We start from the raw sequence: 17,433 nt of genomic DNA, 5'->3' as shown, positions 1-17,433 counted from the left end.
GCGGCCCCGGCGCCGGACCCGGAGGCCCGCAGACGACGGTTGTCCGAGGCCGCCGTCGTCCGCGCCGTGGTCTGGGCGGCCCGGATCGTCGGTGCGCTGACCGTCGTCGCGGCGGTGCTGCCCGCGCCCCGCCGGGTCATCGGGAGCGAGCTGCGCAGCACCCTGGGCCTGCCCGCGGGTCTGGGCCTGGCGTCGCTGGTCGTGACCGCGCTCGCCGGGGTCGGCCTGCTGCTGCTGGCCACCGGGCTGCGCCGGCGCAAGAAGCGCGCCTGGTGGGTGGCGACCGCGACGACGACGTTCCTCGTCGTGGTCAACCTGCTGCACGTGCTGGACCAGCGGCGCGGCATCGGGCCCGCGGTGCTGGTCGTCGCGCTGCTGGCGGCGCTGATCGCGACGCGCCGCTACTTCGTCGCCCGGCAGGACCCGGGAGGGCTCGGCCGGTCGGTCCGGTCGCTGCTGCAGTTCGGGCTGTCCGGCTTCCTCATCGTCTGGGTGCTGCTCGCGCTCAACCCGCGCCGGCTCGTCGGCGACCCGTCGATCGCCGCGCAGGCCGCGCACGCGGCGCTGTCGCTGATCGGGGTGACCGGACCGGTCGAGTTCGAGCAGCGCGCCGTGTGGCTCGACGACCTGACCTCGGCGATCGGGCTGACCTTCGGGGTGGTCGCGCTCGTCGTCGCCGGGTACCACCTGCTGCGCTCGCCGGAGCCGCGCCCGTCGCTCGACCCCGACGACGAGCAGCGCCTGCGCGCCCTGCTCGACCAGCGCGACGGCGACTCGCTGGGGTACTTCGCCCTGCGCCGTGACAAGGCCGCGGTGTTCGCCCACGGCGGCAAGTCCGCGGTGTCCTACCGGGTCCTCGCCGGGGTCGCGCTGGCCTCGGGCGACCCCGTCGGCGACGTCGGCGCCTGGCCCGGCGCGATCGAGGCCTTCCTCGGCATCTGCACCCGCTACGGCTGGTCGCCCGCGGTGCTGGGCTGTTCCGAGCGCGGCGCGACCGCCTGGTCCAAGGCCGGTCTCGACGCCCTCGAGCTCGGCGACGAGGCGGTACTGGAGACGGCGTCGTTCAGCCTGGACGGACGCCCCATGCGCGGGGTCCGCCAGACCGTCAACCGGATGCAGCGCAGCGGGCACACCGTCGAGGTGACGCGGCTGCGGGACCTCGACGAGACCGCACGGATGCGGGTCGCCGAGCGCGCGCACCGCTGGCGCGGCGCCGAGGACGAGCGCGGATTCTCGATGGCGTCCTCGCGGGTCGCGGACCCCTCCGACCCGGACGCGGTGATCGTCACCGCGCTCCGGGACGGCGAGCCGTCCGGGATGCTGCAGCTGGTCCCCTGGGGCCGCGACGGGCTCTCGCTGGACCTCATGGTCCGCGACGCCGACGCCGACAACGGCGTCAACGAGCTGATGATCGCCGAGCTGATGGCGGCCGCGAAGGACCATGGTGTGAAGCGGGTGTCGCTGAACTTCGCGATGTTCCGCTCCGCCCTGGAGCGCGGCGAGCGGATCGGCGCCGGACCGGTCGCCCGCGGCTGGGCCCGGGTACTGCGGATCGCGTCGCGTTGGTGGCAGATCGACTCGCTCTACCGGTTCAACGCGAAGTTCCGCCCGAGCTGGTACCCGCGCTACGTGCTGTTCCCCGCCGTCCGCGACCTGCCGCGGGTGCTGTTCGTCGTACTCGAGGCCGAGGGCTTCGGCGGCCGCCCGCCGGCGCTGCTGCGGCTGCTGCGCCGGTGAGCCGGGTCCGCGCGGGGGCGGCGCCGTGATCCACGCCTCCGAGCTGCGCCTCGACGTCGTCGCCGCGGTGGTCGTGCCGACGGTGGCGGCGGTGCTGCTGCTCGCCCTCACCGGTGGGGTGTGGCACCGGCTGCGCCGGGTGGCCCGGACGCTGCTCGTGGTCGTCTCGGCCGTGGCCGTGCTCGCGGCCGCCGCGGCCGGGGCGAACCTGCTCGGCGGCTTCTTCCCCACCGTCGGCTCGCTGATCGGGTCCTCCCCCGACCCCGGCGAGGGCTCGGTCGCCGACATCGGCCCGGACGGTGCGGGCCTCGACGCGGCGATGCCGCTGGTCGCCGCCCGCTCGGCGCAGGGGCTGGGCTCCACGCTGCACATGACCCTGCACGGGGCCGTGTCCGGCATCGACCGCGACGCCGACGTCTACCTCCCGCCCGGCTACACCGAGCACCCGCGGGCCCGCTTCCCGGTCGTCGAGTGGCTGCCCGGGTTCCCCGGTGAGCCCCGCGAGGTGGCCGCGCTGTTCACGGTGCCCGACGTGCTCGACGCCGCGATCGCCGCGCACCGCATCCCGCCGGTCGTGCTGGTGGTCCCCGACATCAACGGCGAACCCCGGTTCGGCCACGACCAGGAGTGCGTCGACGCCCAGCACGGCGCGGCCGACGACACCTACCTGACCACCGACCTCGTCGACTGGACGACCCGGCACCTGCGGGTGCGGCCCGACCGCGGCGCCTGGGCGCTGGCCGGCTGGTCCTCGGGCGGCTACTGCGCGATGAACCTGGCGCTGCGCCACCCGCGCACCTACGCGCTCGCGGTCAGCCAGAGCGGCTACGACCGCACCCCCGACGACGTCGTCACCGGGGATCTGTTCGCCGGGCGGCCCGACCTGGCCGCGGCCAACGACGTCGTCGCGCTGCTGGGCGAGCGGCCCGCGCCCCTGGCGATGCTGGTCACCGCGGGCACCGACGAGCCCGAGGAGCGGGCCGCCGCGGACCGGATCCGCGCGGCCGCCGCGCCACCGGTGACCGTCGACACCCGGCTCTACCCGGGTGGCGGACACAACCAGAACGCCGTCCGCGCGCAGCTGCCGGACCTGGTGGACTGGCTGGGTGCGCACCTGCTGGGGCCGCTGGTCCCGCCCGCGACGCCGGCGGGTGTCACGATCGACGACGGGCCCGGTGTGCCGCAGCGTGTGCTGCCGGTGCCCGACCCCTAGGAAGGAGACACACGTGGTCTGGGAGGGAGTCGGCACCCTGCTGCTCGTCGGCGGGCTGCTCGCCGGGGTGGTGTGGATCGTGATCGCGGCCGGCGTCGGGGAGATCCCGAAGGTGCTGCACGGCCTGGCGCTGTGGCTGCTGGTGCCGCTGGCGTGGCTGGGCTCGCTCGGGGTAGTGCTGGCCGGCGGGTCGGTCGGGGCGGGCTGGGCGGTGCTGCTCGGGCTGCTCGTCGCCACCGGGGTCGCCTGCGCGGCGGCGCGGATGCTGGCGGGTCGGCGGAGCTGAGCACCCACCGGTCAGAATGACGGCGTGGACTTCCGCTCCGTCTACCGCCACCACTTCCTGCGCACCGCCGCGGCGACCCTGCACACCACGATGGCCGACCCGGCCGCGAACGTCGCCGCCGTGCTGGAGACCGCCCGGACCTGCGCCGACGACGGCGTCGGGCTGGTGGTGTTCCCCGAGCTGACGCTCTCGGGCTACTCCATCGAGGACGTCCTGATGCAGGACACGCTGCTGGAGACCGTCGAGACCGGACTGCTCTCCCTCGTCGAGGCGACCGCGGACCTGCTGCCGGTCCTCGTGGTCGGGGCACCGCTGCGGTACCGCCACCGCCTCTACAACTGCGCGATCGTGATCCACCGGGGCCGGATCCTGGGCGTCGCCCCGAAGTCCTACCTGCCGACCTACCGCGAGTTCTACGAGCGTCGCCAGACCGCCCCCGGGGACGACGTCCGCGGCGCCTCGATCCGGCTCGGCGCCACCGACGTCCCCTTCGGTACGGACCTGCTCTTCGCCGCCGAGGACCTGCCCGGCTTCGTGCTCCACGCCGAGGTCTGCGAGGACTACTGGGTGCCGATCCCGCCGTCGGCGGAGGCGGCGCTGGCCGGGGCGACGGTGCTGGCGAACCTGTCCGGCTCACCGATCACGGTCGGCCGGGCCGACACCCGGCACCTGCTGTCGCGCTCGGCGTCGGCGCGCTGCCTGGCCGCCTACGTCTACGCCGCCGCGGGTGAGGGCGAGTCGACCACGGACGTCTCGTGGGACGGCCAGACCATGATCTACGAGAACGGTGTGCTGCTCGCGGAGTCCGGGCGCTTCCCGCAGGGCGCGCGGCACGCGGTCGCCGACGTCGACCTGGACCTGATCGCCGGCGAGCGCCGCCGCCAGGGCACCTTCGACGACAACCGTCGCACCCACGCCGCCCGCACCGACGCCTTCCGCACGGTGGCGTTCCGGCTCGACCCGCCCGGCCACGACATCGGCCTGCGCCGCACCGTGGAGCGTTTCCCGTTCGTGCCCGCCGACCCGGCGCGCCTGGAGCAGGACTGCTTCGAGGCCTACTCGATCCAGGTCGCCGGGCTGGAGCAGCGGCTGCGGGCGATCGGCCAGCCGAAGGTCGTGATCGGCGTGTCCGGCGGGCTCGACTCCACCCACGCCCTGATCGTCGCGGCGCGGGCGATGGACCGTCTCGGCCGCCCGCGTACCGACATCCTCGCCTTCACCATGCCCGGCTTCGCCACCTCCGACCACACCCGCAACAACGCCGTCGCGCTGTCCGAGGCCCTCGGCGTCACCTTCGCCACGATCGACATCACCGGCACCGCGCGGACGATGCTGTCGGAGATCGACCACCCCTTCGGCCGGGGCGAGCCCGTCTACGACGTCACCTTCGAGAACGTCCAGGCCGGGCTGCGCACCGACTACCTGTTCCGGCTGGCGAACCAGCGCGGCGGGATCGTGCTCGGCACCGGGGACCTGTCGGAGATCGCGCTCGGCTGGTCCACCTACGGCGTCGGCGACCAGATGTCGCACTACAACGTCAACGGCGGCGTCCCGAAGACGCTGATGCAGCACCTCATCCGCTGGGTGGTCTCCTCCGAGCAGTTCCCGCCCGGGGTGTCGGCGGTGCTGCGCTCGGTGCTCGACACCGAGATCACCCCGGAGCTGGTGCCCTCGGACGGGACGACCGAGGTGCAGTCCAGCCAGGCCACCGTCGGTCCGTACGCGCTGCAGGACTTCACGCTCTGGTACACGCTGCGGCACGGCTTCCGGCCGTCGAAGATCGCGTTCCTGGCCGGGCACGCCTGGTCCGACGCCGCCGCGGGCCAGTGGCCGCCCGGGTTCCCCGACGACGAGCGGCCCGCCTACTCCCCCGCCGAGATCCGGCACTGGCTGCAGGTCTTCGCGCGGCGGTTCTTCCAGTTCGCGCAGTTCAAGCGCTCCGCGCTGCCGAACGGCCCGAAGGTGTCCGCGGGCGGCGCGCTGTCACCCCGCGGGGACTGGCGGGCCCCCTCGGACCTGTCGGCGACGATCTGGCTCGACGAGATCGAACGGGAGGTCCCGGCAGGCTGAGGGCGGGCCGGCCGCGGGGCGCGACGCGGACGCCGCAGCGCCTCGGGTCCGGACGGGGGTGACCCACTGAGCCCTCCGGCGGTGCCGAGGAGTGACCCGATCGCACGTCCGGCGCAGCGGTGGTGCGTGTCGTCGTGTCGCCGGAACCGGTCGCCGATCGGTGACACGGTTCACCGAGCGGACGGGGCAGCCCTGTGCCGACGGGGCGGCGTCACACCGGGCGACTGGACCGCCGGAGTTCCTCGGCTCGATCCCGCACACCCCTCGCCAGCAGCGGGAACGCCGGGTCCTGAGTGGACCGGCGGACACCGGCCGACGGGCCCCCCGCCCCGCCGGGGGCGGGTGAACCCGACCACTACTGTCGCCTGCATTCGACCTGGAGGTGAGTCGTGGCGCTCGCGAACATCCTGTCCGAGATGCCGGATCTGCTGGAGCGGACCCTGGCGGAACACACCCCCGACGCGCAGGGCTTCTGCCGTGAGTGCCGGGACGCGACGGGAGTCAGCGCCACCTGGCCCTGCGTGACCCGCGAGCTGGCCGAGCAGGCCCGCTCGATGTCCTCCGACGGCCCCGGCACCGTCGACGAGCGGCCCGCCGAGGGCGCCGTGGCCGGGCGTCGCCGGGCCCGGGACCTCTCGGCCCCGCTCGGCAACGGCCGGCACCGCTCGATCTAGGCCGCTCCGGTGCCCCGGACACCACGTCCGGGGCACCGCCGTCGTCAGGAGAGCCGGGCGGGCGCGGCCGGGCGGTGCGTCTCCCGGATGAGCAGCACCGCGACCAGCGAGATCACGGCGACGACGACCATGTAGGCCGCGACCGCCATCGACGTGCCGTAGCCCTGCTGCAGGGCGGCAGCGATCAGCGGTGCGAACCCACCGCCCAGCACGGCGCCGACGGCGTAGGAGAACGAGGCGCCGCTGTAGCGGAAGCGGGCCTCGAACATCTCCGCGAACAACGCGGACTGCGGGCCGTAGGACAGGCCCAGCCCCACCGTGAGCACGACGACCGCGACGACCATCGCGGCGAACCCGGTGGTGTCGAGCAGCAGGAAGAACGGCACCGGCCACACCACGAGCAGTACCGAGCCCACCAGATAGGCGCGCTTGCGGCCCACCCGGTCGGACCAGACCGCGCCGCCGACGATGCTGACCAGCCAGCTCAGCGAGCCGATGATCACGACGACGATCATGGTGTTCCGCGGGACCTCGAGCACCTGGGTGCCGTAGGAGAGCAGGTAGGCCAGGAAGATGTAGCCGATCGCGTTGTTCGCGACGAAGCTGACCGAGGCCAGCACCAGCTCGCGCGGACGGTGCCGGAACACCTCCAGGATCGGGGCGCGGCTGCGGCCGCGGTTCTGCCGCAGCATCGCGAACACCGGGCTCTCCTCGACCCGCAGCCGGATCACGAGCCCGACGACGACGAGCAGGATCGACAGCAGGAACGGGATCCGCCAGCCCCACGCGGCGAACTGCTCGGGGGTGGTCAGGTTGGACACGACGAGGAACACCAGCTGGGCCAGGATCAGCCCGGCGGGCACCCCGATCTGCGGGAACGAGCCGTAGCGTCCGCGCCTGCCGGGCGGGGCGTGCTCGACCGCCATCAGCGCTGCGCCGCCCCACTCACCGCCGGCCGAGAGACCCTGCAGCAGGCGCAGCACGACGAGCAGCACCGGGGCCGCGACGCCGATCTGGCCGTAGGTGGGCAGCAGGCCGACGCCGACGGTGGCCACGCCCATCAGCAGCAGCGAGAGGACCAGCATCTTCTTGCGGCCGAGGCGGTCGCCGAAGTGCCCCCACACAATGCCGCCGAGCGGACGCGCCACCAGCCCGACCCCGAGGGTCGCGAACGCGGCCAGGGTGCCCGAGGCCGCGGACATCGTGGTGAAGAACTGGCTATTGAACACCAGGGCCGCGGCCGTGGCGTAGATGAAGAAGTCGTACCACTCGATCGTCGTGCCGATCGCGCTCGTCGCGGCGACCCGGCGCACCTGCGCGGGCGCGGAGCCGGTCGTGTCGGCGGCGCTCGTCGGGCCCGCGCCGGGCCCGGCCTGCTGCTCGGTCATGCGTCCTCCCCTGACCCGGGGCGGCGGTGTCCCGGACCGCGCCACTTTTGCACCGAACGTCCGGTCGGGTAAAGACGTGCGGGGTGCCCGATCCGTGCCACTCGTCGCACGGCCGGGTGCGGTCGCCGCCACGAACGGCCCGCGAAGATCGGACATCACGGGACATTCGCTACCGTCCGATCACTGAACACGCGGTCCGGTACCCCCCGACGGGCCGGGATCCCCCGATCCCGACGCTCCCCCGCAGCCCGGCCGGTCCGCGTGCCGGAGGAGAGACCGTCGTGCCCCGACACCGACATCGGGCGCAGGCCGGGCTGCGGCCCGGGCTGCGTCACGTCGCCACCGCGGCCGCCGTCGCGAGCGGCACGCTCGCCGTCGTCACGCCCGTGACCGGGCTCGGCGTCGGACCGGCCGAGGCCGACCTGCGCCTGGCCGCACAGGACGTGTCCGACGGCCGGGACGGTGACACCCCCGGCGCGCCGTTCGCCGAGGCCGCGGCCGCCGCCGAGGGACTGCGGGACACACCCGTCCTCGGCGCCGAGATCGTCCGCGACGCGGGCCTGCTCGACCCGGCCGCGGACGCGAGCCTCGCCGCGGCCCGCAAGGCCCAGGACCTGGCGCAGGAGGCCGCCGAGCAGGCCAGGGCCGCCGCCGAGCTCGCCGCCCGCGGGCTGGGCGATCCGTCGTGCGGGCTCGACCTCGACGACCTGGGCCGGGTCAAGACCTGGGTGTCCGACGCCGCGGAGTTCCTCGGCTGCGCCTACGGCGAGACCGACCTGATCGGCGTCGCGCAGCGCGAGAACGCCTCCGACCACCCCACCGGGCACGCACTGGACATCATGGTGCGCGGGCAGAAGGGCGACCGGATCGCCGACTGCGCCCTGGCCAACGCCGACGAGCTGGGCGTGAAGTACGTGATCTGGGAGCAGCGGATGAACGACGGCTCCGGGTGGTCGACGATGGAGGACCGCGGCGGCGACACCGCGAACCACTACGACCACGTGCACATCTCGTTCGACAAGCGCGCCGGGTCCGGCGAGCCGGACCTCGGCCGCTGCGCCTGACCCGCCGCCCGGTCCGCGGCGGAGCACGGACCGGGCGGCGGTGGCCTCAGACGCCGATCTTCGCCGGGCGTCCGTCCTTCAGGTGCCGGATCGCGGCGACGGCCGGACGCGGCTGCGCGGCGCCGCCGTCGGGCCAGTGCGACGCGGGCTGCTCCGGTGACGCGTCGTCGACGTCGCCCGGGTGCTGCACCGAGACCAGCACGAAGTTCTCGGTGACGACCGGCCCGCAGCACTCCGAGCCGACCGGGACGCTGGCGAACAGCCGGGTCGAGCCGCGCTGCGGCCCCTCCAGCACGACGCCGTAGAGGCCGTCGTTGATCTCCAGCGCCTGGCTGGAGTCGGTCGAGACCCACAGGTTGCCGTAGGGGTCGAACGCCACGTTGTCCGGCGAGGTGATCGGGCTGACCTGGGACTTGTCGAACCCGCCGAAGTAGGTCGACGGGTCGTCGGGGTTCCCGCAGACCAGCAGGATGTTCCAGGCGAACGTCGTCGCCGCCGGGTCGTCGCGCGTCTCGGTGAGCTCGATGACGTGGCCGTGCTGGTTGGCGTTGCGCGGGTTCGCCTCGTCCGGACCGGCCTTGGCGCCCGCCTTGCCGCGGTCGGAGTTGTTGGTGCAGGCGATGTAGACCTTCCCGGTGCGCGGGTTGGGCTCCACGTCCTCCGGGCGGTCCATCTTCGTCGCGCCGACCTTGTCCGCGGCGAGCCGGGTGAACACGAAGACGTCGGCGACGCTCATGCCGTCCACGTAGGACTTCGTGGTCGACGCCAGCGGCTTCCACTGCCCGGAGCCGTCGAAGCGGCCGTCGCGCGGCAGCGCCCCGGTGCCGGTGATCTCCGCGGCCGGGCTGTCCCCGGTGAACGTCGCGACGTAGAGCGTGCCCGACGACAGCAGGGTGGCGTTGTGCTCGCGGGCGGCCCGGCTGTGACCACGGCGCATCCGCTTGTCCGACACGAACTTGTAGACGTAGTCGAAGCGCTCGTCGTCGCCCATGTAGACGACGGGGCGCCCGTCACGGGTGAGCGCGACGGTGGCGCCCTCGTGCTTGAAGCGGCCGAGCGCGGTGTGCTTGACCGGCTTCGAGCGCGGGTCGTGCGGGTCGATCTCGACGATGTAGCCGAACCGGTTGGCCTCGTTCGGCTCCTGCGCGAGGTCCCAGCGCGGGTCGACGCGCTCCCACCGGCGCTCCGAGGCGCCCTCGGAGAAGCCGTAGCGCTTCGCGCGCTCGTCGGTGACCGGACCGGAGGCGAAGTAGCCGTCGAAGTTCTCCTCGCCGGACAGGAAGGTGCCCCACGGGGTGGTGCCACCGGCGCAGTTGCCGATCATGCCCTTCACGCTGCGCCCGGTCGGGTCGGCCTTCGTGCGCAGCACCTCGGCTCCGGCGGCCGGGCCGTCGAGCACCATCTCGGTGTCGGCGGTGATGCGCCGGTTGAGCTTCCCGTCGCGGTCGTAGCGCAGCTCGCCGGAGCGCAGGTCGCGGGTCACCTCGACGACGCCGCCGCCGTGCGCCGCCATGCCGATCCGGATCTGCTCGGGGGTGGGGGCGTCCTCGTCGTACCCGCGGAACATCAGCGGCTCGAGCGTGTACTCGTGATTGGAGAACATGACGTAGCGGCGGCCGGGGCCGTCGATCGGCAGGATCCCGCAGAAGTCGTTGTTGTAGCCGAACTGGCGGGCCTGCGCGGCGGCGGTCTGGTTCTCGAAGTCGAACTCCGGCGCGTCCGGGAACATCGGGTCGCCCCAACGGATCACGACGTTGCTCGCGTAGTCGACCGGCACGCGGATCGCGTCGTCGAGGTTCGGTGCGACCGTCTCGTACTGCAGCCCGCGCGGGGGCCCGGCCTGCGCCGGCGCGGCCACGTCGGCACCGAGTGGGTGGGCCGGCGCGGCCGGGGTGGGTTCGGCCGCCGAGGCGGTGCCGGCCAGGGCCACACCGGCCCCGGCGCCCAGGCCGATCACCGCACCGGCGCGGAGCATCCCGCGCCGGTCGAGCACGGCCTGCATGACGTCACCGAAGTAGGCGTTCGACGACGGGTTGGGCTCGGGCCGGGAGCAGGCGTCGCCGCACCGGTAGCGGCAGGTGAGGCCCTGACGTCCGTGCCGAACGCGGTCGAGGAGCGGGAGGGCACGGCGGGGGCCGGCCTGGGGGGCGTCGCCGGGGCAGCTGTGGGCCACGGTCGTCCTCCTGGGGTCGTGGTGGGATGACGCGGTCCGGTCCGGTCCGTTCGGAACCGTCCGTTTCCTCCGCATCCCAACACCCCCGTTCTCCCGTGGGGTGAGGAGAAAATGGCCGCCGGGTGAACGCGTCCCCGGAAGGGGTGGTGTCGACCACGCAACGCGACCGGCGCGGCCACCCCACGGGTGACCGCGCCGGTCGCGCGTGTGCTGGACGAGGGCACGGACCGGGGCGGGCGGTTGCCTCGCCCCGGCCCGGCGGGATCAGACGATGCCCTGGCGGGCGGCGGTGTAGACGATCTCGGTGCGACGACGGACCTCGAGCTTGTCGCGCAGGTTCCGCACGTGGAACTTCACGGTGGCCTCGGAGATCCGCAGCCGGGTCCCGATCTCGCGGTTGGACAGGCCGACGGCGAGCAGCCGCAGGACCTGGTTCTCGCGGTCGGTCAGCAGCGAGGTCTTGCAGAGGTCCGGCGTGGGCGACGGCGCCGGGTCGGTGTCGCGCAGCACCTGCAGCGGGCCGGCGCTCGCGGTGCCCGGGTCGAAGACGCCCTCGCCGCGCAGGACCGTGCGCAGCGCCCGCACGATCTCGGCGGTGTCGGCACCCTTGCGCAGGTAGCCGTGGACACCCAGGCGGACGGTGCGCATCATCGAGTCGCGGTCACGGCAGCCGGTCAGCACGAGGATCTTCACCCCGCGGCAGCGCTCCAGCAGCGCGCGCACCAGGTCGAGGCCGGGCCGCTCGTCACGGGCGAACTCGATGTCGACGACGATCGCGTCGGGGCGGGCGCGCTCGGCGGCCATCAGGGCGTCGCGGGGGGAGGCGGCCTCACCGGCCGGGGCCAGGTCGGGCTCGGCGGTCAGCAGGGCGCGCAGCCCGTGCCGGACGACCGGCTCGGAGTCGACGACGAGTACCCGGGCCGCGCGGCGGATCACATCCGCGCCGTCGGCCCCGCGGCCGGCACGCAGATCGGTGGCCTCACGAACGGCTTCGAGCGTCATCGCTGTCCTCCGGTGGATCTGTTGCGTCATCGCAGGAACGCCACCCGGCGTCCCGATGCGGCAAACCGTAAGGAGCGCCACGTTGCCCCCACGTTGCGCGCGATCGAGCGACGTCGCATCCCGGCCCGGTCACGAGGGGTCGAGCCCCCCGAGCAGCGGGTATGCTCACGACCCCGGACCGACCACCGATTCCGGGACGGACCCGCGCCGGCGCGGGACATCACGTGGGAGCAGGGCACGACGTGCCCCCAGCCGTGACGGGAGGCGACGTGAGCGGAGCCGAGGGCGGGACGTCCGCCGAGGAGATGGTCGCCGACGCACATCGCCTGCGGCGCATCTACGACGACGGGCTCGGCGCCGGCGGTTCGGCGGGCATCCCCCGCCCGGTCGTCTCGGACTCGTGGCAGCGCAGCCTGGCCGCGCACGTCGACCCGGAGGGCCGACTCCCCCCGCTCATCTATCTCGCCGACGAGCTGAAGGAGGTCCGGACCGGCCACCCGCTGCACGCGGTGATGCCGCTGCTCCGTTCCACCCTCGTGAGCATCGCCGACGAGGCGATGCACGTGATGCTCGTGACCGACGCCGACGGCACCGTCCTGTGGCGCGACGGCGCACACGGCCTGCTGCACTCCGCCGACGACGTCGGGCTCGTCGAGGGCACCCGCTGGGCCGAGGAGACGATCGGCACCAACGCGATGGGGACGGCGCTGGCCGTCGACGAGCCGGTCCGGATCCACTCCGCCGAGCATCTCGTCCGCACCTACCACGACTGGACCTGCGTCGCGGCCCCCGTGCACGACCCCGACACCGGCGACACCATCGGCGCGATCGACATCTCCGGGCCGCTGCACACCGTGCACCCCGCGCTGGTGCAGCTGGTGACGGCGACCGCGCACCTCGCGGAGAACCAGCTGCGGGTGCGGCTGGCGATCGCCGACGAGCGGCTGCGGGTCAAGAACATGCCGCACCTCGCGGCGTTGCGCGGCTCCGAGGGCGCCCTGCTGTCCGCGAGCGGCCGGGTCATCGCCAGCGAGCCCTACGGTCTGTTCCCCGAGCGGATCCGGCTCGACGACGGCGTCGACCGGGTGCAGCTCGGCGACGGCCGGGAGATGGCCGTCGAGAGGCTGGCCGAGGGCTACCTGCTGGTGCCGCCGTCGCGGCGGCGCGGGCGCGTCGTCCCGGCGGCGCCGACCGGTGCGCCCCGCCCGCTGGAGCTGCGCTTCACCGGCGGGGGCGGTCCGCGCGTCACCCTCGACGGCGAGGAGTTCGCCGCCACCCTGCGCCCGGCGGAGATCCTCACCGCGCTGGCGCTGCACCCCGACGGGCTCTCCGGCGAGCAGCTGACCCTGATGCTCTACGGCGAGGACGGCAACCCGACCACCGTCCGCGGCGAGATCCACCGGCTGCGGTCGTCGCTGGGCGCGGAGCTGCTGCTCACCCGCCCCTACCGGCTGGCGGCCGGGCCCCAGGCCGACTTCCTGCGGGTCCGCGCGGCGCTGCGCGACGGCCGGGTGTCCGACGCGCTCGACTCCTGCCACGGCGAGCTGCTGCCCCGCTCCGACGCGCCCGCCGTGCGCGAGCTGCGCGACGAGCTCGTGGTCGGGCTGCGGCACGCCGTGCTCGCCTCGGACGACGTCGCGCTCCTGCACCGCTTCGTCGTGCACCCGCTGGGGACCGACGACCTGGAGGCGCACGAGCTGCTGCTGGACCTGCTGGACCGGGACGACCCGCGCCGCGCCGCCGTCGCCGCACGGGCCGAGCACCTGCGGGACTGACCCGCCCCGCCGGGCGGGGCTCAGGTCTGTGCGGCCAGCGGGCTGTCCGGCTCGGGCTCCAGCTCTCCCGCGCGCCAGAGTGCCGCGTAGCGACCGCCCGCGCGGACCAGCTCGTCGTGCGTGCCCTCCTCGGCGATCCGACCGCCGGACAGCACCACGATCCGGTCCGCCCGCCGCGCGGTCTGCAGCCGGTGGGCGACGACGAACGCGGTCCGCCGCGACGCCACCCGTTCCCCCGCCGCCAGCACGGTGGCCTCGGTGGCCGGGTCCAGTGCCGCGGTCGCCTCGTCGAAGATCAGCACGTCCGGGTCAACCAGCTCGGCCCGCGCCAGCGCGACGAGCTGCCGCTGCCCCGCCGACAGGCCCTGTCCCCGCTCACCCACCGGGGTGCGGAACCCCTGTGGCAGCGACCGCACCAGGCCCAGCGCCCCGACCGCGCGGGCAGCGGCCTCGATCCGCTCCGGCGGGGCGTCCGGGCGGCCGTAGGCGATGTTCGAGGCGACGTCACCGGTGAACAGGTGCGCCTCCTGCGGGACCACCCCGAGCCGCGCGCGGTACCCGGCCAGCGGGAAGCGGCGCACGTCGACGCCGTCGACGCGGACCTGGCCGTCGCCGGTGTCGTAGAACCGGGCGATCAGCTTGATCAGCGTCGACTTGCCGGCACCGGTGGCGCCCACCAGCGCGACGGTCTCGCCCGCCCCGACGCGCAGCGACACGTCGTCGAGGGCGGGGGCGTCCACCCCCGGGTAGCGGAACGTCACGTGGTCCAGCTCGACCTCGCCGCGCAGCCGCGACGGCACGGGCGCCGGCCGCTCGGGCTCGTCCGGGACGGAGGTGGGCGTGCGCAGCAGCTCCGAGATCCGGTTCAGGCCGACCCGGGCCTGCTGGTAGCCGTCGAACACCTGCGACAGCTGCTGCACCGGGCCGAAGAACAGGGTCAGGTACAGCAGGAACGCGGTGAGCACCCCCGGGGTGATGTCCCCGCCGACGATGCGGGTCCCGCCGACGAACAGCACGACCGCCGTGGCGATGTCGGACAGGAACGCCACGAACGGGAAGTAGGTGGCGATGTAGCGCTGCGCGCGCAGCCGCGACCGGCGGTAGGCGTCGGAGCGCTCGCCGAAGCGGTCGTAGCTCAGCTCCTCGCGGACGTAGGCCTGCGCGATGCGCACCCCGGACACGTTCTCCTGCAGGTCGGCATTGACCACGCTGACCCGCTCGCGGGCCTCGGCGTAGGCGCGGGAGGAGAACCGGCGGAACACCACGGTGCCGACCGCGAGCAGCGGCAGCAACCAGCCCAGCGCGTACAGCGCGAGCTGCGGGTCGGTGAGCACCAGCGCGGTCGCGACCCCGCCGATCGTCAGGAGGCTGACGACGGCCTGCGCCAGCCCGGTCTGCAGGAACGTGGACAGTGCGTCCACGTCGGTGGTCATCCGGGTCATGATCCGGCCGGACAGCTCGCGCTCGTAGAAGTCGAGGCCGAGCCGCTGCAGGTGCGCGTAGCTGCGCAGCCGCAGCAGGTAGAGCAGGCTCTCCCCGGCCCGGGCGGTGACCAGCGTCTGGAACCCGACGACCACCGCGTCCAGCACGACGATCAGCAGCCCGGCCAGCGCCGCCAGCAGCAGGACCCGGGTGGCGCCGTCGGCGATGCCGTCGTCGACGGCGATCCGGGCGATGCTGGGCAGGGCCAGGGTCGCCAGCGCGTCCGCGGTCATCAGCGCGACGCCGAGCACCAGCAGCCAGCGCACGGGGCGCAGCAGCGAGGACAGCCGGAACGCGGGATCGGGAGCGGTCGGGTCGTCGTCGCCGCGCAGCCGGGGGGACTCGTTCGCCGGGGGCAGCTTCGCGACGGACTCGAGCAGCTCGGGGGTCGCACTGATCCCCCCGGCCCAGCCGGCCGCGCCGCCGCCGCCGTCGCGGGTCAGGGCCCGGTCCGGGTCCTCCTCGATGCTGACCCGCGGCCACAGCTCCGGGGTGACGGCCGGGCCCGCCGGTACATCGTCGAGGACGCGGGTGCTGTTGCCGGTGCCGGTGCCGTTGCCGGTGCCGTTGCCGGTGCCGTTGCCGGTGCCGTTGCCGGCTGCCGCCTCGTGGGCGGTGGGCTCCCGGGTACCGCCGCCGAGCTCGTCGGTGGGGCCGGTGGCGAGCAGCTCCCGGAACAGCGCGCACCGGCCGCGCAGCTCGTCCTCGGTACCGGTGTCGACGACCCGGCCCTTGTCCAGCACCGCGATCCGGTCGGCCAGCGCCAGGGTGGACCGGCGGTGCGCGACCAGCAGCGTGGTCCGCTCGGCGGTCAGCTCGTGCAGGGTCTCGTGGATCGCGGCCTCGGTCGCGGTGTCGACCGCGGAGGTCGCGTCGTCGAGCACGAGCACCCGCGGCCGGGTCAGCATCGCCCGGGCCAGCGCGATCCGCTGCCGCTGACCGCCGGACAGGGTCAGGCCGCGCTCGCCGACCTCGGTGTCGTAGCCGTCCGGCAGGTCCTCGACGAACGACGCCACCTGTGCGGCCTCGGCGGCGGCGCGGATCTCGTCCTCGCCGGCGTCGGGCCGGCCGTAGGCGATGTTGTTGCGGATGCTGTCGGAGAACAGGAACGCCTCCTCGAACACCACCCCCAGCTCGGCGCGCAGGTCGTGCAGCCGCAGGTCGCGCAGGTCCACCCCGCCGATCGCGAGACGCCCGGCCTGCGGGTCGTAGAAGCGGGGCAGCAGCAGCGCCACCGTCGACTTGCCCGAGCCGGGTGGGCCGACCAGGGCGAGGGTCTCGCCGGGTTCGACGCGCAGGGAGAGCCCGTCCAGGACCGGGTCGGGGGCGGCGTCGCCGTCCGGACCGGAGCCCGCGGGCTCGTAGCCGAACCGGACGTCGTCCAGCTCGACGGTCAGCGGGCCCTCGGGCAGCGCGGCCGGACGCTCCGGGTCGACGATCCCCGGTGCGGCGTCGACGATCTCGAAGACACGCTCCGCCCCGGCCCGGGTCAGCTGCGCGGTGACCACGAGCGCGCCGATCAGCCGGGCGGGCCCGACGAGCATCCCGACGTAGGTGGTGAACGCCAGGAACGTGCCGAGGTCGATCGTGCCGCGGGCGGCCATCCAGCCACCGACGCCGATCACCGCGACCTGTCCCAGGCCGGGCAGCGCGAGCAGCATCGGGTTGAGCCGCGCGGTCAGCCCGGCGGCCCGCAGCCGCTCGCCGTAGAGCCGGCGGGCCCGTCCTTCCAGCGTGGCGGTCTCGCGGGCCTCCTGCCCGAATCCCTTCACCACGCGCACGCCGGTGACGGTCTCCTCGACCTGCTGCGCGATCTCGGCGGCCCGTTGCTGCGCGGACCAGGTGGCCGGGAACAGCCTGCGCCGGATGCTGTTGGTGGCCAGGAACGCCAGCGGCAGCATGACCAGCGCGACCACGGTGAGCAGCGGCGACAGGTACAGCATCGCGATGATCGCGACGACCACCAGCACGACGGTGCCCGCCGACAGCGGCACCATCGACAGGAAGCCCTGCACCAGCTGCAGGTCGGAGATGGCCCGCGAGGCGACCTGGCCGGTGCGCAGCCGGTCCTGGCGGACGCCGTCCATACGCTGTACCGCGCCGAACACCGCGCGCCGCAGGTCGTGCTGCACGTTCAGCGCCATCTTGCCGCCGAGGTAGCGGCGCACGAACGCACCGACGAACTTCAGCACGCCCAGCACCAGGAGCCCGCCGACGACCGGCGCGAGCACGCCGGTGTCCCCGCCGATCGCGCCGTTCACGCCCTCGCGGATCAGCAGCGGACCGATCGCCTCCAGCCCGACGCCGAGCATCGACGCGACGAGCGCACCGACGGTGACGCGGCGGTGCCGCATGCAGGCCGTGGCCAGTCTGCGGATCCAGCCGGGGCGTGCGGAGGGGTGGGGAGAGGGCACGTCGCCAGGCTATGCCCGCCCCCCGACAACCGGCCCGGCGACGCCGCCCGGCACGGAGCCGGCGGGCACCCGCCGTCGACGGCGGCCGCCCCCGCACCGCCCACCTCGCACGGGTTCCGGCGACGTCGCAGACCGTGCAGAGGCTGCGAGGTGGA

Annotated in this window: 11 protein-coding genes; 7 read left to right on the top strand and 4 right to left on the bottom strand. The window is 74.3% G+C overall.

Features of this window, described 5'->3' with window-relative positions; genetic code table 11:
• Nucleotides 1–39 precede the first annotated feature (39 nt).
• The 5 genes from DMP15_RS07745 to DMP15_RS07725 all read left to right on the top strand — a co-directional run bounded on the left by DMP15_RS07745 (nt 40) and on the right by DMP15_RS07725 (nt 5,980).
• Nucleotides 40–1,737 carry a GNAT family N-acetyltransferase gene (locus DMP15_RS07745; RefSeq protein ID WP_073578599.1) on the top strand — a complete coding sequence of 566 codons (1,698 nt, stop codon included), beginning with the start codon at nt 40–42 and terminating at the stop codon, nt 1,735–1,737.
• Nucleotides 1,738–1,762: 25 nt separating this feature from the next.
• Entirely contained in the window at nt 1,763–2,950 is a 1,188-nt protein-coding gene (locus DMP15_RS07740; RefSeq protein ID WP_083659173.1) for an alpha/beta hydrolase, read from the top strand.
• Between the two features lie 13 nt (nt 2,951–2,963).
• Nucleotides 2,964–3,236, top strand: coding sequence for a hypothetical protein (locus tag DMP15_RS07735; protein ID WP_073578537.1), 273 nt, complete (start codon nt 2,964–2,966; stop codon nt 3,234–3,236).
• Nucleotides 3,237–3,260: 24 nt separating this feature from the next.
• Nucleotides 3,261–5,306 (top strand): NAD(+) synthase, encoded by a 2,046-nt coding sequence (locus tag DMP15_RS07730; protein ID WP_073578538.1) that lies wholly within the window; start codon nt 3,261–3,263, stop codon nt 5,304–5,306.
• 389 nt (nt 5,307–5,695) lie between these two features.
• The gene (locus tag DMP15_RS07725; RefSeq protein ID WP_073578539.1) at nt 5,696–5,980 is read left to right on the top strand and encodes a hypothetical protein; all 285 of its coding nucleotides are present in this window, start codon (nt 5,696–5,698) and stop codon (nt 5,978–5,980) included.
• Nucleotides 5,981–6,024: 44 nt separating this feature from the next.
• On the opposite strand, the gene DMP15_RS07720 is transcribed toward DMP15_RS07725, so the two are convergent.
• Entirely contained in the window at nt 6,025–7,368 is a 1,344-nt protein-coding gene (locus DMP15_RS07720; protein WP_073578540.1) for an MFS transporter, read from the bottom strand.
• A 281-nt stretch (nt 7,369–7,649) separates the two neighbouring features.
• On the opposite strand from DMP15_RS07720, the gene DMP15_RS07715 reads away from it, so the two are divergent.
• The gene (locus tag DMP15_RS07715) at nt 7,650–8,432 is read left to right on the top strand and encodes a hypothetical protein (protein WP_208622971.1); all 783 of its coding nucleotides are present in this window, start codon (nt 7,650–7,652) and stop codon (nt 8,430–8,432) included.
• Between the two features lie 46 nt (nt 8,433–8,478).
• Here DMP15_RS07715 and DMP15_RS07710 read toward each other — a convergent pair whose 3' ends face one another.
• Both DMP15_RS07710 and DMP15_RS07705 read right to left on the bottom strand, forming a co-directional pair.
• On the bottom strand, nt 8,479–10,605 hold the full coding sequence (locus DMP15_RS07710) for a PhoX family protein (protein WP_073578541.1): 2,127 nt from the start codon (nt 10,603–10,605) through the stop codon (nt 8,479–8,481).
• A 264-nt stretch (nt 10,606–10,869) separates the two neighbouring features.
• Nucleotides 10,870–11,607: a LuxR C-terminal-related transcriptional regulator gene (locus DMP15_RS07705; protein ID WP_083659175.1), complete on the bottom strand. Its 738-nt coding sequence runs from the start codon at nt 11,605–11,607 to the stop codon at nt 10,870–10,872.
• Nucleotides 11,608–11,912: 305 nt separating this feature from the next.
• On the opposite strand from DMP15_RS07705, the gene DMP15_RS07700 reads away from it, so the two are divergent.
• Entirely contained in the window at nt 11,913–13,382 is a 1,470-nt protein-coding gene (locus DMP15_RS07700; protein ID WP_073578603.1) for a GAF domain-containing protein, read from the top strand.
• A gap of 20 nt (nt 13,383–13,402) precedes the next feature.
• Here the strand turns inward: DMP15_RS07700 and DMP15_RS07695 are convergent, their stop codons facing one another.
• A complete protein-coding gene (locus tag DMP15_RS07695; RefSeq protein WP_337826680.1) occupies nt 13,403–17,218 on the bottom strand; it encodes an ABC transporter ATP-binding protein in 3,816 nt (1,271 codons plus the stop codon).
• Nucleotides 17,219–17,433 lie beyond the last annotated feature (215 nt).

The sequence above is a fragment of the Pseudonocardia sp. UM4_GMWB1 genome, from assembly GCF_017312155.1.
Lineage (GTDB): Bacteria > Actinomycetota > Actinomycetes > Mycobacteriales > Pseudonocardiaceae > Pseudonocardia > Pseudonocardia alni.
This window is presented reverse-complemented; position numbering and strand designations above follow the sequence as displayed.